The sequence below is a fragment of the Micromonospora sp. RTGN7 genome (assembly GCF_033804645.1).
In the GTDB taxonomy this organism is placed as follows: domain Bacteria; phylum Actinomycetota; class Actinomycetes; order Mycobacteriales; family Micromonosporaceae; genus Micromonospora.
The window spans coordinates 60,373-85,261 of sequence record NZ_JAPZLF010000010.1 but is presented as its reverse complement, the minus strand read 5'-3'; the positions used below and the strand labels follow the sequence as shown (position 1 = coordinate 85,261).

Genomic DNA, 24,889 nt, shown 5'->3' with positions numbered 1-24,889 from the left:
CGGGCTGGCCGTAGGCCGGCCCCCAGAAGGTGCTCCTCGCGTACTCCACAGCGAGGGAGTCTATGGGGCCGCACACTGGAGGCCGTGAGATGCCTCGTCACGGGTGCGTCCGGTTACATCGGCGGGCGGCGGCATGGCCCGCAACATCGCCCGAGCCGCCGACCGTCCCTGACCGGGTCAGTTGACGGTGCGCTGGCCGGTCACCCGATAGGCGACCGACTCGCTCGGCGGGACGAAGTCGAGGATCGGTTCGTCCCGGAGGGTGTCGCGCAGGACGTTGCCGACGACGTCGACCAGGCGGGCCTGCACCGGCAGGCCGACCGCGTCGCGGGGATCGTCGGGATTGGCCGCGATCGAGGCGACGGCGAGCTGCGGGGTGAAGGCGACGATGGTCTCCGTCTCGTTCCGCTCCGAACTGCCGGTCTTGCCCGCCACCGGCCGGCCGAGCCGGGCTCGCAAATCGGTGGCGGTGCCGCCGGCGCAGCCGCCGTACATCGACTGGTCGCCGACCGGGCAGCGGGCGGCGTCGGCGGCGCCCCGGGCCACGTCGACGTCGAGCACCTGCCGACAGTCCGGGCGCCCGGCGGCGACCGTCCGACCGCCACTGTCGAGGATCGACAGCACCGGCGTCGGTGCGCACCAGGTCCCCTCCGCCGCCACCGCGGCGTACGCCCCGGCCAGGTCGAGCGGGGTGGTGGCGGCGACGCCCAGGGTGAACGGCCCCCACTCCCGCGCGCCGGACCGGGCCATCCGGGCGTCGGACTCGGCGCGCAGGCGGATACCGAGCCGCTCGGCCATCTCCACCACCCGGTCCGCGCCCACCTGCTCGGTCAGCCACGCGAAGTACGTGTTGATGGAGCGGCCGAAGGCGTCCCACAGGTTGCGGTGGCCGTTCGTCCCGGTCGGGTCGGCGTTGGCCGGGCACCATCGGCCGCCGCAGTCGGCGGAGCCGCCGGAGATCGGGAACCGGGTGAGGATGCGGGACGGGACGTCGAACCCGGTGCTCAGCGGCAGGCCGGCCTCCAACGCGGCGAGCACGGCGAAGAGCTTGAACGTCGAGCCGGCCTGGTAGCCGACGATCGTCCCGCCGCCGGCGACCAGCTGGTTGACCGTGTTCGGACGGTTCGACCAGCCCGGCGGGTTCTCGGCCACGCTGTAGTTGCGGTTCACCGCCAGGGCGAGGACCCGGCCGGTGCCCGGCTGCACCACGGCGGTCGGCACCGCGCGGGGATCGCCGACGCCGTAGACCCCCAGCACCTGCCGCATGGTGGTCTGCTGCACGGCCGGGTCGAGCGAGGAGACGATGCGGAAGCCGCCCCGGCGCAGGGTGCGCTGCCGCTCCTCGGCCGAGGCACCGAAGGCCGGCTGCTCGTTCCACCAGCGGGTGAACCAGTCGCAGAAGAAGCCCCAGTCGTTGTGCCCCTGCGGAACGGCGGTGCAGTCGTTCGGCGTCGTGCTGGGCTTCAGCGCCAACGGCTCGGCCTTCGCCGCCACGGCCACGGCGGGCGCCACCTGGCCGGTCTCGACCAGCCGCTCCAGCACGTACGCCCGGCGGCTCAGCGCCGCGTCGACGTCGCCGTCGATCGGGTCGTCGGTGTGCGGCGAGCGGACCAGCCCGGCCAGCAGCGCCGCCTCGGCCAGGGTGAGCAACGCCGGCGGCTTGGAGAAGTACCGCTTGCTGGCGGCGGCCACCCCGTACGCCCCCGCGCCGAAGTAGGCGATGTTGAGGTAGCCGGCGAGGATCTGGTCCTTGCTCATCTCCCGCTCCACCGCCAGGGCGTACCGCATCTCCTTGAGCTTGCGGACGACGGAGATCTCGGTGGCCCTGTCCCGCTCCTCCTCGGTGAGCGCCGGGTCACTGGCGAGCACGTTGCGGACGTACTGCATGGTCAGCGTCGACGCGCCCTGCCGGGTGCCGTCGCGCTGGTTGGCGGTGAACGCCCGGACCACGCCCCGGGCGTCGACGCCCCGGTGCTGGTAGAAGCGGACGTCCTCGGCGGCGACGATGGCCTGGCGCATCGCCGGCGCGACCTCGGCCAGCGGCACGTCCACCCGGTCCTCGACGTAGAACGAGGTGATCGGGGTGGTGCCGTCGTTGGCGTAGAGGGTGGAGCGCTGGGCCGTGGGCGGCGTGCGCAGCGACTCGGGCAGCGCGGACCAGGGCCCGGTGAGCCCGCGTACGCCGATGCCGAAGACCAGAGCTGCCGGCAGGGCCGCCACGGCCAGCGCCAGCCCGGCGAGCACCCCGGCGATCACAATGGTTACCAGCTTGTCGAGACGACGAACCCGGATCATCAGCTCTCCCCGCAGGAGCCGGTCAGGTGAGGACCCGTTCAGAATGACCCCGGAAGAACCCGCTTCCCGCCGGTTTTCCCCAAAGGGGGACGAATATCGCGAGAAAGACACGCGACGCGCCGCACGGGGCGCGCAGGGGGCATGAGCGGACGCGGCTCGGGGCCACCCGGGGGCGGTCGTGGGGCGCCCGTGAGGCGCGGGCCGGCCGGTGGGACGGGGTCGGCAGCCGTCAGGCCAGCAGCGCGGTGGCCAGCGGGTGGACGGTCTCCTCGATCTCGTCGGCGACCCGGCTGAAGCACTGGTCGCCCCGCCCCCACGGGTCGTCGAGGTCGTCGGTGCGCAGCGGGGACGCGCCCTGCCGGGCGGCGTGTGCGGCGGCCACCAGGGCCACCCCGCGGGCGTACACCGCGGCCGGGGTGGCCTCGGCGGCCGGCAGCACGTCGGCGGCCACCGCCGCCAGCAGCCGGCCGAACTCGCCGAGCACGAAGGTGCGGGCGGCCGCGTCGGGGCGCAGCGCCGCCACGTACTCCTGCTGGTCGGCGGTGGCGGTGAGCACCAGGTCGGCGCCGTCGATCTGGTCGGAGCGCAGCTTGCGGGCGGCGAACCCGTCCACGTCGCCGCCCCGGGCGACCACCTGGCGGGCCGCCGGCGGGTTCATCTCCTCCCCCGCGTGCCAGCCGCCGGTGCCGGCGCTGTGGCTGTGCAGCAGCCCGTCCGCCTCGGTCGGGTCGACGCCGTGCCGCGCCAGCCGCTGGCGGACGGCCAACGCCAGCAGCCGCTCCGCCATCGGCGAGCGGCAGATGTTGCCCATGCAGACGTGCAGGACGGTGAACGGCGGCACTCAGCCCACCCGGCTCTCGATGATCTCCGGCACCACGTCCCGCAGCTTCTCGAACGCGATCGCCCCGTTGCGCAGCACCCGTGGCACCTCGCCGGTCAGGTCGATGATGGTGCTCGGGACCGGGTCGGGGCACGGCCCGGCCTCCAGGTACGCCCGGACGCCGTAGCCGAGCTGCTCCCGCGCCGCCTCGGCGGTGACCGCCGCCGGCTGGCCGACCTTGTTGGCCGACGCCACCGCCATCGGGCCGGTCTCCCGCAGCACCTCCAGGGCCACCGGGTGCAGCGGCATCCGCACGGCGACCGTGCCGCTGGCGTCGCCCAGATCCCACGCCAGGCTCGGCGAGTGTTCCACCACGATGGTCAGCGCACCCGGCCAGAACGCCTCGACCAAATCGCGGGCCGACCGGGGCAGCGTGAAGACCAGGCCGTCGAGGGTGTGCCGGGAGCCGATCAGGACCGGTAGCGCCTGCCCGGTGCCACCCTTGGCATCGGAGAGTGCCTTCACCGCGTATGGGGTGAAGGCGTCCGCGCCGATGCCATAGACCGTGTCCGTCGGCAGAACGACCAACTCGCCGTTCTTGACAGCCTCGATGGCAGCGGCGATGCCGCGGTCCCGGTCGGCAGGCGACCGGCAGTCGTAGAGCATCACGAGGAGCCAGTCTGCCACGCCGCGGCCCGGTCGGCTTGCTCGGCGTGAGCGGGTCCCACGGCGGCGACCGCCGGGCGGCGGCGGGCGGTGGCGAACCGGGGTCGCCCGGCCAGGTCCCGGTGCTCCTCGACCGCCTCGTACCGGCCGTCCTCGGCGAGCAGCGCCGGCACCGCGTCGCCGTGCGTGTCGTCGTGCTCGACCCCGAGCACCCCGCCGGGTCGCAGCAGCTCCGCGGCGCGCGCGAGCACCGGCCGGATCACCGCCAGCCCGTCCGCCCCGCCGAAGACCGCCTCGCCCGGGTCGTGCGCCGACACCTCCGGGGGCACGACCACCGCGCGCGGCACGTACGGCGGGTTGCACAGCAGCACGTCCACCTGCCCGGTCAGCCCGGTCAGCAGGGCCGGGTCGGTGACGTCGGCGGCCACCACCTCGATCGGCCGGTCCCCGGCGGCGGCCCGGTCGGCGGCGTTGCGGTTCAGCCAGGCCAGCGCGGCCGGCGAGCGCTCCACCGCCACGACCCGGGCACCGGGCGCCTCCTGGGCGACGGCCAGGGCGATCGCCCCGGACCCGCTGCACAGGTCGACCACCAGCGGCGGCTCGCCCCCCGGCGGGCCGACCTGCCGCAGCCGGGCCTGGTCGACGCCCCACCCCGCGAGCAGTTCGGTCTCCGGCCGGGGCACGAAGACCCCCGGCCCGACCGCCAGCTCCAGATGCCGGAAGGCGGCGCTGCCGGTGAGGTGCTGCAGCGGCTCCCGGGCCGCCCGCCGGGCCACCAGGGCGTCGTACTGGTCGAGTTGGCCGGCGGTGAAGCCCTCGGCCAGCGCCAGCCGGCCCCGGGGCACGGCCAGCACATGGGCGGCGAGCAGTTCGGCCTCGACGCGGGACGCCTCGACCCCCGCCGCGGCGAGAGTTCGCGCGGCGCGGGCCACCACCACCGACGGTCGGGGCCGTTCTGACCCTTCGGACGGGTGTTGCGAAAGGAAGGTCACGACATAATCATGAAGCGTCGCCGGGCCACGACACGACCGCCGCGTCCGGACGCACACCGACAGGGAGGTCGCGGGTGGGCTGGCTCGACCGGGTCAACGACCAGGTTGACGTCCTCACCCGAGCCCGCGCCCTGCAGGAGGTGAGCCGCTCCGCCGAGGCGTGTGCCCTCCTCGACGGGGTGATCGACAGCACCGCGGACCCGCACGCCCGAGCGGACGCGCTGGTACAACGCCTCTCCGCTGTGATCAATCTCGGTCGCACCGCCGAGTTCACCCGGGCCATCGAGGCGGCCTCCACGGCCGTCCGGGACCTGCCCGAGCCGTACCTGCACGGGCACGTCAACGCGCTCGCCGCGCTTGCCGCCCACCACCAGGGGGCGCTCGACCGCTGCGTGACCCACCTGGTGAAGGCGGCCCGGATGCTCGGCGCGGTGGACGACCCGGACCGGGACACCGCGTGGGGCTGGCACGACCTGGCGATGGCCTACTCCTACCTCAGCTTCCACGGCTACGCCCTCGGCGCCATCGAACGCGCCCGCCAGCTCGGAATCGCCGCCGGCATCCCCGAAGAGACCTTCGCCGCCCCCGGCATCCGGCTGCGCAACGCTGTCGCCCTCGACCACAACGGCGACAGCGACGGCTGCCTGCGGGTGCTCCGCGACGTCGCGGCGGACCTGGGCCGGTTCCTCGGTGGCGGGCGAGCCAGCCAGCTGCGCCCGAGCAGCCTCGCCGCCTACGGTTACGCCGCCGCGCGCCGGGCCGCGCTGGGCGAGCGGGTGGAGGCCGGCGCCGAGGCGGAGCCGTCCCGACTGCTCGCGCACGGCGGGGACAGCGCCCGGGCCCGGGACATGCGCCAGCTCGGCCAGATCTGCCTGGCCATCGCCGCCGGCAACCCGATCGAGGCGGTCACCCGGCTGGACACCACCCGGGTCTCCCACGAGACCCTCGGCGCGGCCGAGCCGGCGCGGCTGCGCAGCATCGCGTACGCCCGGGGCGGCGACCATGCGGCGTCGCACCGGGCCGACCGGCACGCGTTCCGGCTCGCCGCGCAGCGCAACGACCGGCTGCGGGACGTCTACATCGACGGCATCGCCGCCCGGCTCGACCACGAGGAGATGCGCCGCGAGGCGGCCCGCTATGAAGGCGAGGCGCTCACCGACCCGCTGACCGGGCTGCCCAACCGACGCCGGCTGGAGCGATATATCGCAGCGGTGGTGGCCCGCGGCGAGCGGGTAATGATCGGCGTCTGCGACCTGGACGGCTTCAAGGCGGTCAACACCCGGCACGGCCACCACTCCGGCGACCTGGTCCTCCAGCGCGTCGCCGGGGTGATCAACCGGGTGATGCGCCGGGGCGACTTCGTGGCCCGCTACGGCGGCGACGAGTTCGTGGTGGTGCTGTCGGGCGCCGGGATGGCAGAGGCGGCCGAGGTGGCCCGCCGGATCAGGGCTGCGGTGCGCACGGAGGACTGGGAGTCGCTGGTGCCCGGCACCCCCGTCGCGGTAAGCATCGGCTTCGGGCAGGTCAACGGGGCCGGCGCCGGGCTGCGCGACGCGCTCGGCGCGGCATTCGAGACCGCTGACCGCGAGATGCTCACCGCCAAGACCCGACCCGCGCCTACCGACGGCCCGCGCGGGGCGGACGTCAGCGGCGGGTGAGCTCCGTGTCGCCAGCCAGACGGGCGGCCCGGTCGGCCTCGGTGAGGGCGTCCAGCACGCCGTCCAGCTCGCCGGCGAGGGCCAGGTCCAGGTTGTACGCCGTGTAGCCGATCCGGTGGTCGGTGATCCGGTTCTGCGGGAAGTTGTACGTCCGGATCCGCTCCGAGCGGTCCATCGTGCGCACCTGCGCCTTGCGGGCGTCCGAGGCGGCGGCGTCGGCCTGCTCCTGAGCGGCGGCCAACAGCCGGGCCCGCATGATGCGCATCGCCTGCTCCCGGTTCTGAAGCTGGGACTTCTCGTTCTGGCAGGAGACCACGATCCCGGTCGGCACGTGGGTGATCCGCACCGCCGAGTCGGTGGTGTTCACCGACTGCCCGCCGGGCCCCGACGAGCGGAACACGTCGATCCGCAGGTCGCTCGGGTCGACGATGACGTCCACGTCCTCGGCCTCGGGCAGCACCAGCACACCGGCTGCGCTGGTGTGGATGCGCCCCTGCGACTCGGTGACCGGAACACGCTGCACCCGGTGCACCCCGCCCTCCCACTTGAGCCGGGACCAGACGCCGTTGCCGCCCTCCGGGACGCCCTTGGTCTTGATCGCCAGCGAGACGTCCTTCACCCCGCCCAGGTCGGAGTCCTGCACGTCGATGACCTCGGTGAGCCAGCCGTGCCGCTCCGCGTACCGGGTGTACATCCGCAGCAGGTCGCCGGCGAACAGGGCGGACTCCTCGCCACCCTCACCGGCCTTGATCTCGACGATCACGTCCTTGGCGTCGTGCGGGTCGCGCGGGATCAGCAGCTCGGCGAGGCGTTCCTCCAGCGCCGGCAGTCCGGCGGCGATCGCCTCCGCCTCGGCGGCGAAGGACGGCTCCTCGGCCGCCAGCTCCCGCGCCGCGACCAGGTCGGCGCGGGCCTGCTCCAGTTCGGCGGCGGCCTTGTGCAGCGGCACCAGCTCGGCGTACCGGCGGCCGACCCGGCGGGCGGCGCCCTGGTCGGCGTGGATGGCCGGGTCCGCGAGGCGCTTCTCCAGCTCGGCGTACTCGTCGAGGAGGGCGGTCAGCCGTTCGCTGCTCATGCTCGGGGTGCTCCTTCGACGACGAGGACCCGCCGGGGACGGTCAGCCGGACGGAATGGGGTGATACGGACAGCGCCCGCGCCCGGCAGGAAGCCGGACGCGGGCGCCGAACGTGGAGCTACTTGGCCTTCTTCGCCTGAACCTTGGCGTACTTCTGCTGGAACTTGGCGACCCGGCCGGCCGTGTCGAGAACGCGCTGCTTACCGGTGTAGAACGGGTGGCAGGCGCTGCAGGTCTCGACGTGGATGGAACCGCCCTTGGCGGTGCTGCGGGTCGTGAACGTGCTGCCGCAGGAGCAACTGACCTCGGTGGTCGTGTACTCCGGGTGGATCTTGGACTTCATCTCGCCTCGGTCCTTTCGTGGGTGGTCGCCGGGTCGCCGTGCGGCCCCGACGCGTGGTGCGCGTCGGGCTCAGGCGTGAACCGGAACCTGTGGCCGATTGACCAGTGTGCCATGAGCGTGAGCCGACCCCTCAGGCGGGCCGCACAGCAGGTCCGGCTTCGTCAACGTGCCGGTCCCCTCCCGCATTCCCACCCCGCCCGCACCCCATTCCACCGTCGGGCAGCGGGGTGTTGACACGGAGCCCCTGCTATACAAAATGCCGCAAAAGGTGCCCTTCGCGCCCGTCAGGCGGCGCGAGCCGCCGCCCGGGTGAGGGCAACGGTGGCCTCGGCCCGGACGCCGTTGACCGTCACCGCGATCACGACCGACGCGCCCGGACGCAGCGCCGTCAGCTCGCCCGTGGCCGGGTCGAAGCGGGCCACGTGCCAGGGCCTCAGCCCGATCACCGGCCCGATGTGGACGCTCGGCGAGGCGGACCAGTCCGCGCTCACCGGGGCGGCCACCGGCACGGCTCGGCCGCCCGGCTGGGTCAGCGTCGCGGTGAGCCGAGCCGGGGCGCCGACCGGCACCGTCTCCGGCGCGGTCAGGGCGAGTTGGTCGACGTGGGCGTGGAACTCGGCGTCCACCCAGCGGGGGCCCTCAGCGAGCGGGTCGCGACGGGCCCGCTCGGCCTCGGCCGGGGTGACCGGGTCGACGCCGAACTCCGTCCAGCCGGTGAAGCCGCCGAGCTGCGCCGGGGTGGACGGATTCTTGCCCGAGTTGCCGTTGATCACGTACGGCACGCCGTCGACCCGGTCGGCGTGGAAGGTGCCGACGTGGCCGTTGACGACGAGCGCGCCCTTGCCGGTGCGGTGCTGGAAGTCGGCGAGCCACTGCTCGACCAACGCTGCTTCCTTCCGGTCACCGAGCTGGCTGGCCTTGGCCGGGCTGGGGTCGCGGGGCGGGTGGTGGAAGAGCACGGCCACCGAACCGACCGCCGGATCCGCGGCGGCCCGGTCCAGGGCGTCGCGCAGCAGCCGGACCTGGTCGAAGCCGCCGCCACGCAGCGATCCGGTGGCCGTGTTCACCGTGACGAACCGGGTGCCGGCGTGGTCGAAGACCCGGGAGGTGTCCCCGAAGGCGGCGGTGAAGTTGCCGATCGGCGCGCCCATGATCTCGTGGTTGCCGGGGACGTAGTAGTAGGGCAGCACCCCGCCCAGCTCCTCGTCGAGGATCCGTTTGGCCAGCGCGAAGTCCGCCGGGTACGCGGTGTCGACGAAGTCCCCGTTGATCACCAGGAAGTCCGGCTTCGCCGCCCGAACCTCGCGCAGCGTGCGGCGGGCCTGGGCGACCAGGTCGCTGTCCGGGGCTGCGGCGACGAACTGGGCGTCGGACATCACCGCGAAGCGCCAGGGTGCCCCGTCCACGGTGCCGTCGCGCAACACCACCCGGTCGGTGCGGGGTTCCTCGGCCGGCACGTCGACCGTGGGGGGCACCTTCGCCACCAGGTCATCGATGACGATCTCGCTGGTGTACTGCGCGGCGGCGTTGGTCTCGGCGACGTAGAACCGGCGCACCCGCACCGGGTACTGCACGCCGGCCGGGACGGCGAACTCGACGTACCGCCAGCCGGTCCAGGTGATCAGCGGGCCGCGCAGCACGTGCTGGGTGTCCTGGGCGTCGTGCAGGTGCAGGCTGGGCCACTCCCCCCGGCCGCTGCCGTTGATCCACATCCCGAACGCCTGCGGCTGGCCGGGCACCTCGATCCAGGCCGGCGGGTCGGCGTACGCGGCGCGGGTGCCGGTGGACTGGCTGAAGTCGTACGACATCTTCAGGCCGGTGCCGGTGCGGCCCGGCGCGGGGGCGACCGAGCCGCTCGCCCGGGCCTGGCTGAACTTCCAGGCGGCGGCGTCGTCGAAGCCGGCCACCGGCACGTCGGTGAGCCCGATGGTGACCGGCAGCACCGTGCTGCGGGTGCCGACTCGGACGGTGACCAGGGCGGATCCGGTTTCGGCGATCGCCTTCACCGCGAGGTTGCCGTCCTCGGTGGGGGTGACGTCGAGCACCGTGCGGTCGTAGTCGAGCTTGAGGTCGGCGGGTTCGATCGGGGCGGTGTTGCCCTCGGCGTCGTAGCCGACGATGCCGGACAGGGCGCTGTCGCCCGCCCCGGTCAGCCCCACCCGGTCCGTCGTGGCGTCGATCCGGGCCAGCGGGCCGAGCACGGTGAGTTCGAGCGTGCCGTCGGCGGTGCCGCGCCGCGCGGTGACGGTGCTGCGGCCGGGCAGGCCGGCCCGGAAGACACCGTCGCGGTTGACCATCCCGCTGAGGACGGGGTTCGCCCACCAGGTCGGTGCGCCGGCCGCCGGGCCGTACGTCTCGTCGTGGCCGGTGGCGGTGAGCCGGCGGGTCAGCCCGGGGAAGACCCGGTCGGGGCGGCCGCCCCGGATCGGTGCGACGCCCGGCGCGGCGGTGGGGTCGCTGGTGGTGCGCAGCCAGTAGCCGGTGAGCCGGCCGCTGCCCTCGGGGGCGTAGATGGCCAGGCCGTTGGGGACGGCGCGTTCGGTGCCGTCGGAGGGAGCATTCTCCACCCGCACGCTCGCCTCGCCGGGGCGGCGGGCCAGCAGGGTCGACGAGCCGCCGCCGTCGAGGTTCAGCGCGGTCCACGCGCCGAGCTCAGCCATCATCCGGCCCATCTCGGTCTGGCTAACGCCGCGGCTGTCCACCTGCCGGCCGTCCACGGTGAGCATGATCATGCGCCGGCCATCGGCGGTGAAGCCGACCGCGGTGCGCGGCGCGAGGCTGGCGTCGGCGATGCTCTGCACCGCCCCGTCGCGGACCAGCACGTTGCTGCCGCCGATCGCCGCGCGCAGGGTGCCTCCGTCGGACGGCTTCGGCCGATAGGCCACGCTCACCGCGTCGCCCGGCCGCAGCCCGGCGAGGGCGTCGGCACCGGCGTCCCGGCCGAGCAGCACGGTGGTGCCGGCCGGGATCGGGCCGTCACCCGCCGCCGTGGTCACCGTCGCGACGCGGCCCTCCACCACGGTCGCCTCGGTGACGCGAGACGCCCCCTCGACCGCCCGCTGCCGGGGGTACGACCCCCAGAGCGGGGTGAACAGGCCGATCCCGCCCGCCTGCACCATGTTGTTGAACTGGGTCAGCGGCACCGGGCCGCCGGGCAGGGTGGCGGTGCCGTCGAAGTTCACCTGGATCACCCGGCCGAGGCCGTCGGCGCTGATCGCGACGGCGTTGGTGTGCCCGGCGACGGGCGACTGGACCAGTTCACCAGCGCGCACGCCGACTCCCTGGGCGGCGCCGGAGTTGTTGATGTCGAAGAAGTCGCCGTTGACGGCGGCGACGGCCCGGGACCGGTCGACCGCACCGCGCAGCGGCTCGGCCTTCGATACCGCGCCGGAGTTGACGTAGTCCACGGTGACCCCGCCGGAGAGGTCGGCGGTCAGCGCGTCGGCGCGCAGCCAACCGTCGGCGTCGTACCGGTCGAAGGAGGTCAGGTCGAGGCCGGGGGCGACCGGCCGGACGGTCTTCGCGGTCTCCAGGCCGCCGGCCGGCTCTACGCCGGAGGCGGCGCGGGTGGCCGCGGTGGCCGCGCTCGGGTCGGCGGCGAGGGCGACCGGCTCGGCCGGTGCGGACGACGCCCTGGGTGCGTCCTCGGCGGCGGTGACGTGGCCGGCGAACGGATCGGCCGTGGCCGGCGTCGGGCCGGTCAGGGTGAGCAGCGGCGTCAACAGCAGGACGCCGGCGAGGTGGGCAGATCGACTGCGGGTGCGCATGCGCTCCAGTCAACCCGAACCTGAATAGAAGTTTCAATACCTGGCGGATGAACCGAAGGAAAACTTCACTCCCCTTCCGGGCCCGGACACGCGGAAGGGCACGGCCGCGAGCGGCCGTGCCCTTCCGTCAGTCCCTCCGGGTCACTCCCCCGGCGTGGACTTCGTGATCTGCATCAGGAACTCGATGTTGGTGCGGGTCTTCTTGAGCTTGTCGAGCAGCAGGTCCAGCGCCGCCTGCGAGTCCAGCGAGTGCAGGACCTTGCGGAGCTTGTGGAGGATAACCAACTCCTCCGGCGCGAGCAGGACCTCTTCCTTACGGGTACCGGACGGGTTGATGTCGATGGCCGGGAAGGTTCGCTTGTCGGCGATCTTCCGGTCCAGCTTCAGCTCCGCGTTACCGGTGCCCTTGAACTCCTCGAAGATGACCGTGTCCGCCATGGACCCGGTCTCCACCAGCGCGGTGGCGAGGATGGTCAACGACCCGCCGTTCTCGATGTTGCGGGCCGCGCCGAGGAAGCGCTTCGGCGGGTAGAGCGCGGTGGAGTCGATACCACCCGACATGATCCGGCCGGAGGCCGGCGCTGCCAGGTTGTACGACCGACCGAGCCGGGTCACGGAGTCGAGCAGCACGACGACGTCGTGTCCCAGCTCGACCAGCCGCTTCGCCCGCTCGATCGCCAGCTCCGCCACCGTCGTGTGGTCCTGCGGCGGACGGTCGAACGTGGCCGCGATGACCTCGCCCTTGACCGACCGGGTCATGTCGGTGACCTCTTCGGGCCGCTCGTCCACCAGCACCACCATCAGGTGACACTCCGGGTTGTTCTGCGTGATCGCGTTCGCGATCGCCTGGAGCACCATCGTCTTGCCGGCCTTCGGCGGCGACACGATCAGTGCCCGCTGGCCCTTGCCGATCGGCATCACCAGGTCTATCACCCGGGTCGTCAGGATGTGCGGCTCCGTCTCCAAACGTAGCCGCTCCTGCGGGTACAGCGGAGTGAGCTTGTAGAACTCCGGCCGACGCTTCGCCTCGTCCGGTTCCATCCCGTTGACGGTGTCCAGCCGAACCAGTGGGTTGTACTTGTCCCGCCGCTGCTCGCCGTCGCGGGGAGCCGCCGTGCGTACGGCGCCGGTGATCGCGTCACCGCGACGCAGGCCGTACTTCTTGATCTGGGACATCGAGACGTACACGTCGTTCGGGCCGGCAAGGTAACCGGTGGTCCGGACGAAGGCGTAGTTGTCGAGCACGTCGATGATGCCGGCGACCGGAACGAGGACGTCGTCCTCGTTCACCTGCGCCTCGCGGCCACCGCCGCCACTACCGACAACGGTGTCGCCCTCGCGCTCACCGCGGCCGCCACGACGGCGATCCCGGAAGCGGCTGCGTCGGCCCCGCCGGCCACCGCTCTCGTCGTCGTCGTCGCTGTCCCGCTCGACGCGCGGACCCCGGTCGTTGCGATCGCCCCGGTCGTTGCGGTCGGCACGATCGCCCCGGTCGTTGCGCTCGGCACGATCACCCCGGTCGGTCCGCTCGGCACGATCGCCCCGGTCGTTGCGCTCGGCACGGTCGGTCCGGTCGGTCCGCTCGGCACGGTCGGTCCGCTCGGCACGGTCGGTCCGGTCGGTCCGCTCGGCACGGTCGGTCCGCTCGGCACGATCGCCCCGGTCGGTCCGCTCGGCACGGTCGGTCCGCTCGGCACGATCGCCCCGGTCGGTCCGCTCGGCACGGTCGGTCCGCTCGGCACGGTCGGTCCGCTCGGCACGGTCGGTCCGCTCGGCACGGTCGGTCCGCTCGGCACGCTCGACCTGGTCCCGGCCGCCCCGGCCCTCGCTCCGCTCCCGGCGGCCCTCGCCGCGGTCGGCGGATTCGGTCGTAACGGTCACGGCCGGCGGCTCCTCGGTGCGGGTCTCGGCCGGCCGGTTCTCGGCCTCGACAGGCCGGGACTCGGCGACGGCGGTGGCGGTGGCCCGGCTGCGTCGGGCCCGGGTGCGGCCCTCGGTCGGCGCGGCAGCGGCGGTCTCCGCCGGAACCCGGTTCTGATCCGCGCCGGACGGGGAAACCTCCGCGCGCACCTCCTCACGGGTGGCGGCGGCAGCCGCGACCTCGGCCCGCGGTCGAGGGGTTCCGGCGGCGGCGCCGCCCTGCCGCTCGGTGATCGCGCTGATCAGCTCGCCCTTACGCATGCGAGCCGTACCGGAGATGCCGAGCGACGCGGCCAGGCTCTGGAGCTCCGGCAGCAGCATCGCCGACAGGCCGGTGCCGCTACGCCGACGGCGGACGGGGGCGGCGGCGGTGGCATCGCCAGCGACGTTGGAAACATCCGACGTCACGTCGGTGGTGTCGCTCAATGGATTCCTTCCCTCGATGAGCCGGGACTGCCCGGAGTCGACAAGCAGGTGGCCGGGCGGCCTCGGTGCACCCGCCTCGCATGACGCGTCGCGGGAGACTGTGACATAGCAGCCGGTCGGTTTCCCGACTCACCAACATCGGTGAGCAGGTCTCGCCGTCTGCGGCGACCTGCGGAAACTGCGGGGCGGCGGGGCGGCGGGGCCTTGAGCAGGGGTGACGGGCTGACCGCCGAAAGCTTCGGGGGTGCGCCGACCCGCAGGGAAATCGCGTGCTTCGCGGCTGTGCTGAGTCTAGAGCGTAATCAACTCTTCCGACCTGCGGCAACAGGGTCCCGCTCGGCGTGTCCAAGTGTACCCCGTGCGGACCGCGCTCCGTGCACGTCTATACCCAACCGCCAGCTCTGCCAACCTGTTCCCGCCGAGAAGCTCGCCGGGGGCTCGCTCAGCGCCAGCACCGTCGGGCCGGCCCCACTGACCACGGCCGCCACACCGGCCGCACGAAGCGCACTGACCAGGGCAGACGTCCTCGGCATCCCCCCGGCCCGGTAGTCCTGGTGCAGCCGGTCGACCGTGGCGGGCACCAGCAGCGCCGGCTCGGCGGTCAGGGCATGCACCAGCAGCGCCGCCCGGCCGGCGGTCAGGGCGGCGTCGCCGTGCGGGACGACCCCGGGCAGCGCGGCCCGGGCCACTGCGGTCAGGCCGCGCTCCTCGGGCACGAAGACCGTCGGGCACACCCGGTCGTCGACAGCCAGCGAGACCGCGTGGGCGCCCGACGGCTCCGTCCAGGCGATCGTGAAGCCACCGAGCAGGCAGGGGGCGACGTTGTCCGGGTGACCCTCGATCTCCGCCGCCAGGCGCAGCGCCCCCGCGTCGTCCAGCCGGGCCGCGCCGTCGACGACGAGCGCCCGGGCCAACTGCACGCCGGCCACGATCGCGGCCGACGAGGAGCCCAGCCCGCGGGCCTGGGGGATCCGGTTGACGCACTCCACGGCGAGGCCCGGCGGCTGGCCGCCCAGCGCGTCGAAGGTGACCCGCATCGCCCGGGCGACGAGGTGGGCGTCGTCGTCGGGCAACTCGCCCGCGCCCTGCCCGGTCACCGTCACCCGGACGCCGTCGGGCACCACCTCGGCGGACACGTCGTCGTACAGGCTGAGCGCCAGCCCCAGCGCATCGAATCCCGGCCCGAGATTGGCGCTGGTGGCGGGGACCCGGACCTTCACCGGCCCGGACACGAATGTCGTCGGCACGCGCTCATGCTAGGCCGCCAGGTCGCCCCGGCGGCGGTCCGCCCGGCCCGTGGGATTCGACCACCTCCACCATCGCGGCGCGGAGCGGCCGGCGGCCCGCCGCCTGGTCGCTCCGCCATGCCCGCCCGGGATCCGGGCGGTCGGCTGGCGGGGCCGGCCCGCCTCGACACCCGGGTCAGCGAGCCGGGGCCGGCTCCGTGACCGCCTCTTCCGTCAGCGAGAGCTGCCGGGTGGCGATCCGCCAGCCGATCGCGTAGACCAGCGTGACCAGACCACAGCCGGCCAGCACCACCCGCTCGTCCACCAGGTCGACCACCCCGGCGACCGCGAGCTGACTGACCGAGACGGCGAGCGTCGCAAGCATCATGTCGGTGGCGAAGACCCGGCCGCGCAGCCGGTCCGGCACTTCGCCCTGGAGGGCGAAGTTCGACATCGCCCAGTTGCTCCCGCCGGCGAAGTGCGCCACGAAGACCAGCACCAGCACCAGCGGGAACCAGTCGACCACCGACGTTCCCAGGTAGGCCAGGCCGTACAGGGACATCGACAGGGCCAGGCCGGGCAGCAGCCAGGCCCGGTTGGTCAGCACCCGGCGCATCAGGATCGGGCCGACCAGGGCACCCGCGCCGCGCACCGCGAAGAGCAGACCGGCACCGAGCGCACCCACCCCGTACACACCGGCGAGCAACGGGAAGACGGTGAGCACGCCGTTGCCCAGGCCCACGGCCGACTTCACCGTGACCAGCCCCAGGACCCGGGGGCGGTGGCCGATGTAGCCGAGCGCCTCCCGGATCGCCGGCCAGGTGCGCTGCGCGGGCATGGCGGCGTCTCGGGGGGCCTGAAGGGGGCGGCGGATCAGCGCCGCCAGCCCCGCCGCCACCGCCAGGGCGACCGCCGCCACCCAGAAGCAGGCGTACGGGCCGGCGACGGCGCTGAGCACGCCGCCCAGCGAGGCGCCGACGACCGTCATGGTGCCCCAGGCGGAGCCGGCGACCGCGTTTCCGGCGGCCAACTCCTCCGGGTCGAGCACATTGGGCAGGGCGGCCTGGGCGGCCGGGGAGTAGAACGCCTTCGCCACCGCCATCACGGCGATCGCCGCCATCGCCAGCCACGCCGTCTCGGCGCTGCGGACGCCGAGCAGCAGCAGCACGCCGAGCAACGCGGCCACGTTGGCCACCATCATGATCTTCTTGCGGTCGAACCGGTCAGCGATCGTCCCGGTGTACGGCAGCAGCAGCGCCACCACGCCGGTGTCCACGGCCAGCACGAGTGCTCCCCAGACGCCGCTGCCGGTCAGCTTCGGCAACAGCACCAGCAGCGGGACCATGACGAACCAGTCGGCACCGAAGACCACCAGCTCGGCCAGGAATAGGTTGCGGAAGTTGCGGTTGCGAACCAGGACCGAGAGGGTGGGCGGCACGAACGAGAACCCTACCCGGCGGGCGGCACGGTCGCCTGGCGCAGCAGATCGGAGACAGTGACGAAGGTGAAGCCCCGGTCCTGCAGCCCGGTGATCATGGCGGACAGGCCGCGCAACGCGACCAGCCGGTTGGCGGGCCCGACGTCGTGGGCGAGCAGGATGGTGCCGGGCTGCACCCCCGCCACGATCCGCCGGGCATGGCCGGCGGGGTCGTGCGGGAACTGCCCCTCGACCATCTGCAACGACCAGAGTACGAGCCGGTAGTCCAGCCGGGCGGCGGCGTGCAGCACCGAGCCACCGAGGTGCCCGTACGGGGGGCGGAGCAACCGGGGGGCCACCCCGACCGCCTCGACGATCGCCTCGTGCGTGCGGCGCAGGTCGTCGTGGACCTCGGTGGCGTCGCGCCGGGCCAGGTCGTGGTGCGCCCAGCTGTGGTTGCCCACCTCGTGCCGGCCGAGCCGGCCGCGCACGATGCCGGCGTGCCGGCGGACCCGCTCCCCCACCAGGAAGAACGTGGCCGGCACGGCGTACCGGTCGAGGGTGTCCAGCACCATCGGCGTCCACTGCGGCCCCGGGCCGTCGTCGAAGGTGAGCGCGACCAGCCGCTGCCCGGTCCGAACTGCCCAGACGACCGACAGCTCGCCCGCGCCGACCTGTTGACGGTCAGCGCCGAGGGTGGCGCTGGCCGGGCCGCCGGTTATCGGCAGTTTGCGGTCGGCGATCCAGGTGCTCTCGGCCGCCGCCCCAGCCCCCAGGACCGCGCCACCGGCGAGCAGCCCGGCCCGGCGCAGCACGGCCCGGCGCTCCCACCGGCCGACGCCGTCCCCCATGACCCGCTCCCACCCCGAGCGGATCGCCACCGAGGGCGACCCGACACCGCAAGTATGCGACTACTGACCCAGCATACCGAGTCGGATGTGCGACGGACCCCGGGCGCGTCGTGGTCGCGCCCGGCTACTCGGTCGGGGGCAGCGGCGACTGCCGGCTCCTGGGCAGCCGCAGCACCTCGAACTGGTCGGTGCCGTCCACCAGCGCCGCCGACGGCGCGGGCCGGGCCTCGGCGGCACCGGGCTGCGTGGCCGCGAGCACCTGCTGCCTGGAGTCAGTCACCGGGGCATCGCCCGCGCCCGGGGCGTCGGACTCCGACCCCGAACCGCCGGCACGCTGCCGGCGGCGGGCCCGCAGCGACTCCTTGGTGTTCTCCACCATCGTGTAGAGCGTCGGAACCAGGATCAGGGTGAGCAGGGTGGAGCTGAGCAGCCCACCGATCACCACGACAGCCAGCGGCTTGGAGATGAAGCCGCCCTCCCCGGTCAGCCCGAACGCCATCGGCAGCAGCGCGAAGATCGTCGCGATCGCGGTCATCAGGATCGGTCGCAACCGGCGCCGGCCGCCCTCGACCACCGCCTCCCGGACCCCCATGCCCCGCGCTCGGTACTGGTTGATCAGGTCGAGCAGCACGATCGCGTTCGTCACCACGATGCCGACGAGCATCAGCACGCCGATCAGCGCCGGAACGCCCAGCGACGTGCCGGTGGCCAGCAGCAGGCCGATCGCCCCGGTCGCCGCGAACGGGATCGAGATCAGCAGGATCAGCGCCTGGGTGAGACTGCGGAACGTCGCCACCATGATCAGGAAGACGATCGCGATGGCGGCCAGCACAGCCAGCCCCAGGTCGGCGAACGCGTCGGCCTGGTCGGCGCTGACGCCGCCGATGCTGATCGTCGCCCCTGGCACATCGATGGCGTCCAGCTTCTCCTGGAGCTCCTGGGTGGTCGCGCCGAGGTTCGCACCGGTCGCCGCGCCGGTGACCGTGACGCTGCGCTCACCGTCGATCCGGGTCACCTGCTGCGGGCCCTCCGCCGGGGTGACGTCGGCGATGTCGTCCAGCTTCACCGGGCCGACCCGAAGGGCACGCAGCTCCTCCACGGTCGTCGGCGGCTTCGCCCCGGAGCGCAGCACCACGTCCTGCTGCCCATCGTCGAGGGTCACCTGTCCCAGTGGGACACCCCGGTACATCTGGGACACGAGCTGTCCGACGGCCGCCTCGCTGAGCCCGACCCGGGCCGCGGCCAGCCGGTCGACGGTCACGTCCACCCGCGGTACCCGCTCGGACAGCGTGGTCGAGACGTCCTCGACGTCAGCCGTGCCGGCCATCGCCGCCCGCGCCTGCTCGGCCGCCCGGGCCAGCACCTCCTGGTCGGCCGCCTGGACGACGACCGCCAACTGGTTGGTCGACCCACCGCCCTGGGCGGAGCCGAAGCTCAGCTCGCCGACGGAGGCGCCGAGGGCGTCGAACTCCCGGCGCAGCGTCCGCTTCACCTCGGCCACATCCGTTTTCCCGTCCAGCCCAACGGAGAAGCTGGCGGCGTTGTTGCCCCCCACCGCGAAGGGCTGGTCGCTGCCGCCGGCGGTGACCTGGTACGTCTCGACGCCCTCGGTACGCTCCAGCACCGCCTCGACCTGGCGGGCCGCCTCGTCGGTGGCGGCCAGGCCGGTGCCGGCCGGGAGCTGCTGGCTGACGCTCAGGGTGTCCTGGCCGGAGTCGTCCAGGAAGTTGGTCTTCAACGCGCTGGACAGCCCGAAGGTGCCGAGCAGCACCAGCATGCCCATTCCCAGGGTGATCCAGCGGGTCTTCCGGCTGCGGGTGGCGAACCCGATCGCCGGCAGGTACGCCCGCTGCAACGGGCTGCGCAGTTCCTTCTCCTCAGCGGCCCGGCGGGCGGCGGCGTCCGTCCCGCCCTGCTTCGGCCTCAGGAACCAGTAGGCCAGCACCGGGATCACCGTCAGCGAGACCAGCAGCGAGGCGAGCAGGGCCACCGTCACGGTGATCGCGAAGGGCGCGAAGAGCTGCCCGACGAAACCGCCGACCAACGCGATCGGGGCGAAGACAGCCACCGTGGTCAGCGTCGACGCGGTCACCGCGCCGGCCACCTCGCGGACGGCGAGGAGGATCGCGTCCCGCTTCGGCTCGCCGTACTCCAGATGGCGTTTGATGTTCTCCAACACCACAATCGAGTCGTCTACCACCCGCCCGACGGCGATGGTCAACGCGCCGAGGGTGAGCAGGTTGAGCGAGTAGTCGCCGATCCAGAGCGCGATCAGCGCCACCAGCACCGACAGCGGGATGGAGACCGCGGTGACAACGGTGGAGCGGACCGACAGCAGGAAGACCAGGATCACCAGGATCGCCATGACCAGGCCCAGCAGGCCCTCGGTGGTGAGGCTCTCGATGGACTTCTCCACGAACGGCGCCTGGTCGAACACGACGGTCAGGTTCGCGCCGGAGGCCGCCCGCAGGTCGTCGAGCCGGTCCCGGATCTCGTGGGAGATCTCGACGGCGTTGCCGTCCGGGGACGCGGTGACCGCGATGCCGAGGCTGTCCCGGCCGTTGGTGCGGGTGAACGAGGTGGCCGGGGCGAGCTCCTGCTGCACGGCCGCCACGTCGCCGAGCCGGACCGGGGCCGCCTTCGGCGCGGTCGGGGCGAGCACGATGCCCTTGAGGTCGTCGACGGAGCGGAGCGGCGTACCCACCTGGACGGTGAGCGCCCGCGAGCCGTCGCTGACCGCGCCGGCCGGGACGGCGACGCCGTTGGTCTTCAGAGCCGTGCCGATCGCGGTCGGCGCGAGCTTCGCGGCGGCCAGCTTGGCCGGGTCCGGGGTGACCGTGACGATCTGGTCGCGGGTGCCGGTCAGCGAGACGGTACGGATTCCCTCGATCGCCTCCAGCTCCGGCACGACGGTGTCACGCAGCTTGTCGGCCAGCGCCCGCTGGTCACCGCTGCCGCCGGCCGCGGCGAGCACCACGGCCGGAAGGTCGTCGGTGGTGCCGGTGAGGACCTGCGGGTCGACGCCCTCGGGGAGCTGGGCGTCGATCCGGCTCAGCGCGGTCTGCATCTTGTTGACCACGCCGTCCAGGTCACTGCCGAAGACGAACTGCACCTGGATGGTGGCGGAGCCCTCGCGGGAGGTCGAGGTGATCTTCTCCAGGCCGGGAATGCCCTGAAGGCTGTTCTCGATCGGCTCGGTGACCTGGGACTCGACGATCTCGGGCGCGGCGCCGGGGTAGACCGCCATGACGAACGCGCCGGGGAACTCCAACGACGGCAGGAGTTGCTGCTTCAACGACGGCACAGCGAACAGACCGAACAGCGTCGTGACCACCGCGATGAGGGCGACCAGCCCCCGGTTGGCGAGGCTGAATCTGGCAAGCAGCGACATCGGCGTAGCTCACTCCTGAAGAGAAAGGTAGAACAGCTCGGTGAATAGAGTGTGCCGCACCGGCTCATCCATGCGGCACGCGGGCATCGCCCCACCCCGGCCGCGTCGGGACCGCTAACGGCCCGCCCCGGTCAGGCCGCGCCGGGACCGCTAACGGTCAGGCCAGGTCGAGGGAGCGGGCTGCGGCGAGCGGGTCGTTGGCGATGGTGATCGGGACGGGGGCGGTGGAGATGGCCCACTCCGGGTCCTTGAGGCCGTGACCGGTGACCGTGCAGACCACCGTGGAGCCGGTCGGGACCTTGCCGGCGGCGGCCTGCTGGAGCAGCCCGGCGACGCTGGCCGCGCTGCCCAGCTCGACGAAGACACCCACCTCGCGGGCGAGCAGCCGGTATGCGGCCAGGATCTCCCGGTCGGTGACGGCGGCGATCAGCCCGCCCGAGGCGTCCCGGGCGTCGACGGCCTTGGTCCAGCTCGCCGGGTTGCCGATCCGGATCGCGGTGGCGATGGTCGACGGCTCGCGCACCACCTGGCCGTTGACGATCGGCGCCGCCCCGGCGGCCTGGAAGCCGTACATCTTCGGTGCCTTCGTGGCGTTGCCGTCGCGCAGGTCCTCCGAGTACCCCATCCAGTACGCGGAGATGTTGCCGGCGTTGCCGACCGGCAGGCAGTGGATGTCGGGCGCGTCGCCGAGCGCCTCGACGATCTCGAACGCGGCGGTCTTCTGCCCCTGCAGCCGGTCGGGGTTGACCGAGTTGACCAGCGCGACCGGGAAGTCCTGGGCGAGCTTGGCAGCCAGCGCGAGGCAGTCGTCGAAGTTGCCGGTGACCTGAAGCAGCTTCGCGCCGTGCACCAGCGCCTGGGCCAGCTTGCCCAGGGCGATCTTGCCCTGCGGCACCAGCACCGCGCAGGTGATCCCGGCGCGGGCCGCGTACGCGGCGGCGGAGGCGCTGGTGTTGCCGGTCGAGGCGCAGATGATCGCCTTGTCGCCGTGCTCGACGGCCTTGGAGACCGCGAGGGTCATGCCGCGGTCCTTGAACGAGCCGGTCGGGTTGGCCCCCTCCACCTTCAGGTAGACGTCACAGCCGAGCCGGGTGGAGAGCACCGGCGCGGGCAGCAGCGGGGTGTTGCCCTCGTGCAGGGTGATGACGGGGGTGGCGTCGGTGACCGGAAGCCGCTCCCGGTACGTCTCGATCAGGCCCCGCCACATGTCGCTCTCCTCACCTCTGCCGCCCCGCCGAGCCGGGGCGCCTCCAGCGTGGCCCAGCCGCCCCGACCCGCACCTGCCGGACCCACACATAACCACCAGGCGAGACGCGAACCCGCCCGCGAACTTCTCAGGCCTCGCCCTCCACCCGCAGCACGCTCGCCACCGACCGGACGGTGTCCAGCCCACGCAGCTCCTCGACGGTGGCCGCGAGCGCGGCGTCGGATGCCACGTGGGTGACGATGACCAGCTCGGCGTCGACGCCGGAGCCGACCCGTCCGGCGCCCGCCGACCCCTGCCGGACGGTCGCGATCGACACGTCGTGGGCGGCGAACACCCCGGCCACCGACGCCAGCACACCGGGACGGTCGGCCACGTCGAGGCTGATGTGGTAGCGCGTCAGCGCCTCCCCCATCGGCCGCACCGCCAGGTCCGCGTACGCCGACTCGCTGGCCGCACGCACCCCGGCGAGGCGGTTGCGGGCCACCGCCACCACGTCGCCGAGCACGGCGCTGGCCGTCGGCGCGCCGCCCGCGCCCCGGCCGTAGAACATCAGCTGCCCGGCCGCCTCGGCCTCGACGAAGACCGCGTTGAACGCGTCGCCGACGCCGGCCAGCGGGTGGGCCAACGGGATCATCGCCGGGTGCACCCGGACGCTGACCGTCTCCCGGCCTGCGGCGTCCCGGCCCCGGGCGGCGATGCAGAGCAGCTTGATCGTGCAGCCCATCGCCTTGGCGCTGGCCACGTCGGCGGCGGTCACCTCGGTGATCCCCTCGCGGTGCACGTCGGCGGCGGTGACCCGGGTGTGGAACGCCAACGAGGCCAGGATGGCCGCCTTGGCGGCGGCGTCGAAGCCCTCCACGTCGGCCGTCGGGTCGGCCTCCGCGTAGCCCAGCTCGGTGGCCTCTTCCAGCGCCTCGGCGAAGCCTGCGCCGGTGGCGTCCATCGCCGAGAGGATGAAGTTGGTGGTGCCGTTGACGATGCCGGTGACCCGGTTGACCCGGTCGCCGTGCAGCGACTCGCGCAGCGGGCGCAGCAGCGGGATGGCACCGGCCACCGCCGCCTCGTAGTAGAGGTCGGCGTTGCCCTCGGCTGCCGCATCGTGCAGGGCCGCGCCGTCCTCGGCGAGCAGCGCCTTGTTGGCGGTAACCACGCTCTTGCCGGACCGCAGTGCCTCCACCAGCCAGCCCCGGGCCGGCTCGATCCCGCCGACCACCTCGATCACCACGTCGACGTCGTCGCGCTTGATCAGGCTGAGCGCGTCGGTGGTGAACAGCGCCGCGTCGACCGGCAGGCCGCCGCGGTCCCGGCCGAGCCGGCGGACAGCGATCCCGACGATCTCCAGGGGGGCACCGATCCGGGCGGCGAGGTCGGCCGACTGCTCGTGCAGCAGCCGTACCACCTCGCTGCCGACCGTTCCGCAGCCGAGTAACGCCAAGCGCACAGGTGAGCTCATCCGACATCCAATGCGAGCAGGTCTTCTTCCGTCTCCCGCCGGACGATCAGGCGGGCCCGACCGTCGCACACCGCGACCACCGGGGGCCGGGGCACGTGGTTGTAGTTGCTGGCCATGCTCCGGCAGTAGGCGCCGGTGCCGGGCACCGCGACAAGATCTCCGGGCTGTACGTCGGCGGGCAGGAATTCATCCTTCACCACGACGTCCCCGGACTCACAATGCTTTCCCACCACGCGGGCGAGCAGCGGCTGCGCGGTCGAGGCCCGGGAGGCCAACGTCGCCGAGTACGACGCGTCGTAGAGGGCGGTGCGGATGTTGTCGCTCATCCCCCCGTCGACGCTCACGTAGCTGCGGATCCCGTCGACGTCCTTGACGGTCCCGACCTCGTAGAGCGTGAACACGGCGGGGCCGACGATCGCCCGGCCCGGCTCGATGGAGAGGTGCGGCACGGCCAACCGCTCGGCGGCGCACTCGCCGTCGACGATCTTGCGCAGCCGCTTGGCCAGCTCGTCCGGGGTGGCCGGGTCGTCCTGGGTGGTGTACGCGATGCCGAACCCGCCGCCGAGGTCCAGCTCGGGCAGCTCGACCCCGCGGGCGTCGCGGATCTGCGCCTGGAGGGCGAGCACCCGCCGGGCGGAGACCTCGAAGCCGTTGGCGTCGAAGATCTGCGAGCCGATGTGTGAGTGCAGCCCCCGCAGGTCGAGCACGCCCTCGTCGATGACCTTGAAGGCGGCTGCCGCGGCGGCCCCGCCCGCGAGAGAGAAACCGAACTTCTGGTCCTCGTGGGCGGTGGCGATGAACTCGTGGGTGTGTGCCTCCACGCCGACGGTGACCCGGATCAGCACCCGGGGCCGGACGTCCCGCTCGCGGGCCAGGGCGGTGAGCCGGTCGATCTCGGTGAACGAGTCGAGGATGATCCGCCCCACGCCGGCGTCCAGGGCCCGGGTCAGCTCGGCCACCGACTTGTTGTTGCCGTGGAAGCCCATCCGCTCCGGGGGCATCCCGGCGGAGAGCGCGGTGGCCAACTCGCCGCCGGTGCAGATGTCGAGGTACAGGCCCTCCTCGGCGATAATCCGCACCACCGCGCGGCAGAGGAACGCCTTGCCGGCGTAGTAGATGTCGGCGTCGGGAAAGGCGGCCCGGAAATCCCGGCAGCGCGACCGCAGGTCGTCGGCGTCGAGGACGTACACCGGGGTCCCGAACTCGGCCGCGATGTCGCGGACGCCGAGCCCACCGACGGCGAGCGCGCCGTCGGCGGCCCGGGTCACGGTACGCGGCCAGAGCTGCGGCACCAGGGAGTTGACGTCGACCGGGGGACGCAGCCAGGCCGGCCGCCGGTTGCCGATGTCACCGTGCAGCGCACCGGCCTCGTGAGCCCGCAT

At 73.3% G+C, this 24,889-nt stretch carries 16 protein-coding genes; 1 reads left to right on the top strand and 15 read right to left on the bottom strand.

Annotated features, from left to right (window positions below; all coding sequences use genetic code 11):
• Positions 1-177: 177 nt before the first annotated feature.
• The 4 genes from SNR22_RS16920 to prmC all read right to left on the bottom strand — a co-directional run bounded on the left by SNR22_RS16920 (position 178) and on the right by prmC (position 4,773).
• Positions 178-2,295 (bottom strand): transglycosylase domain-containing protein, encoded by a 2,118-nt coding sequence (locus SNR22_RS16920; protein WP_320067543.1) that lies wholly within the window; start codon positions 2,293-2,295, stop codon positions 178-180.
• A 229-nt stretch (positions 2,296-2,524) separates the two neighbouring features.
• Complete coding sequence (locus SNR22_RS16915; RefSeq protein ID WP_320067542.1) at positions 2,525-3,136, bottom strand: phosphotyrosine protein phosphatase; 612 nt, start codon at positions 3,134-3,136, stop codon at positions 2,525-2,527.
• Complete coding sequence (locus tag SNR22_RS16910; RefSeq protein ID WP_320067683.1) at positions 3,137-3,781, bottom strand: L-threonylcarbamoyladenylate synthase; 645 nt, start codon at positions 3,779-3,781, stop codon at positions 3,137-3,139. It lies immediately after the preceding gene.
• The gene (gene prmC, locus SNR22_RS16905) at positions 3,781-4,773 is read right to left on the bottom strand and encodes a peptide chain release factor N(5)-glutamine methyltransferase (RefSeq protein ID WP_320067541.1); all 993 of its coding nucleotides are present in this window, start codon (positions 4,771-4,773) and stop codon (positions 3,781-3,783) included. Before prmC ends, SNR22_RS16910 begins: the two co-directional genes overlap by 1 nt.
• 74 nt (positions 4,774-4,847) lie before the next feature.
• On the opposite strand from prmC, the gene SNR22_RS16900 reads away from it, so the two are divergent.
• Positions 4,848-6,431: a GGDEF domain-containing protein gene (locus tag SNR22_RS16900; RefSeq protein ID WP_320067540.1), complete on the top strand. Its 1,584-nt coding sequence runs from the start codon at positions 4,848-4,850 to the stop codon at positions 6,429-6,431.
• Here the strand turns inward: SNR22_RS16900 and prfA are convergent.
• From prfA to lysA, 11 genes are all read right to left on the bottom strand, one after another.
• Positions 6,418-7,506 carry a peptide chain release factor 1 gene (gene prfA / locus SNR22_RS16895; protein WP_320067539.1) on the bottom strand — a complete coding sequence of 363 codons (1,089 nt, stop codon included), beginning with the start codon at positions 7,504-7,506 and terminating at the stop codon, positions 6,418-6,420. The two genes, SNR22_RS16900 and prfA, sit on opposite strands and share 14 nt — an antisense overlap.
• 118 nt (positions 7,507-7,624) lie before the next feature.
• The gene (gene rpmE, locus SNR22_RS16890; RefSeq protein ID WP_320067538.1) at positions 7,625-7,849 is read right to left on the bottom strand and encodes a 50S ribosomal protein L31; all 225 of its coding nucleotides are present in this window, start codon (positions 7,847-7,849) and stop codon (positions 7,625-7,627) included.
• Positions 7,850-8,133: 284 nt separating this feature from the next.
• Positions 8,134-11,616 carry a phosphodiester glycosidase family protein gene (locus tag SNR22_RS16885; RefSeq protein WP_320067537.1) on the bottom strand — a complete coding sequence of 1,161 codons (3,483 nt, stop codon included), beginning with the start codon at positions 11,614-11,616 and terminating at the stop codon, positions 8,134-8,136.
• A 141-nt stretch (positions 11,617-11,757) separates the two neighbouring features.
• Positions 11,758-13,962, bottom strand: a complete 2,205-nt coding sequence (rho, locus tag SNR22_RS16880; RefSeq protein WP_320067536.1) for a transcription termination factor Rho — start codon at positions 13,960-13,962, stop codon at positions 11,758-11,760.
• Positions 13,963-14,264: 302 nt separating this feature from the next.
• Entirely contained in the window at positions 14,265-15,209 is a 945-nt protein-coding gene (thrB, locus tag SNR22_RS16875; RefSeq protein ID WP_320067535.1) for a homoserine kinase, read from the bottom strand.
• A gap of 175 nt (positions 15,210-15,384) precedes the next feature.
• Positions 15,385-16,626, bottom strand: coding sequence for an MFS transporter (locus SNR22_RS16870; RefSeq protein ID WP_320067534.1), 1,242 nt, complete (start codon positions 16,624-16,626; stop codon positions 15,385-15,387).
• An 11-nt stretch (positions 16,627-16,637) separates the two neighbouring features.
• On the bottom strand, positions 16,638-17,456 hold the full coding sequence (locus SNR22_RS16865; RefSeq protein WP_320067533.1) for a polysaccharide deacetylase family protein: 819 nt from the start codon (positions 17,454-17,456) through the stop codon (positions 16,638-16,640).
• A 124-nt stretch (positions 17,457-17,580) separates the two neighbouring features.
• Positions 17,581-20,847 carry an efflux RND transporter permease subunit gene (locus tag SNR22_RS16860; RefSeq protein ID WP_320067532.1) on the bottom strand — a complete coding sequence of 1,089 codons (3,267 nt, stop codon included), beginning with the start codon at positions 20,845-20,847 and terminating at the stop codon, positions 17,581-17,583.
• 157 nt (positions 20,848-21,004) lie between these two features.
• Entirely contained in the window at positions 21,005-22,054 is a 1,050-nt protein-coding gene (gene thrC / locus SNR22_RS16855) for a threonine synthase (protein ID WP_320067531.1), read from the bottom strand.
• 127 nt (positions 22,055-22,181) lie between these two features.
• On the bottom strand, positions 22,182-23,495 hold the full coding sequence (locus tag SNR22_RS16850) for a homoserine dehydrogenase (protein WP_320067682.1): 1,314 nt from the start codon (positions 23,493-23,495) through the stop codon (positions 22,182-22,184).
• An 8-nt stretch (positions 23,496-23,503) separates the two neighbouring features.
• Positions 23,504-24,889, bottom strand: a complete 1,386-nt coding sequence (gene lysA, locus SNR22_RS16845) for a diaminopimelate decarboxylase (RefSeq protein WP_320067530.1) — start codon at positions 24,887-24,889, stop codon at positions 23,504-23,506.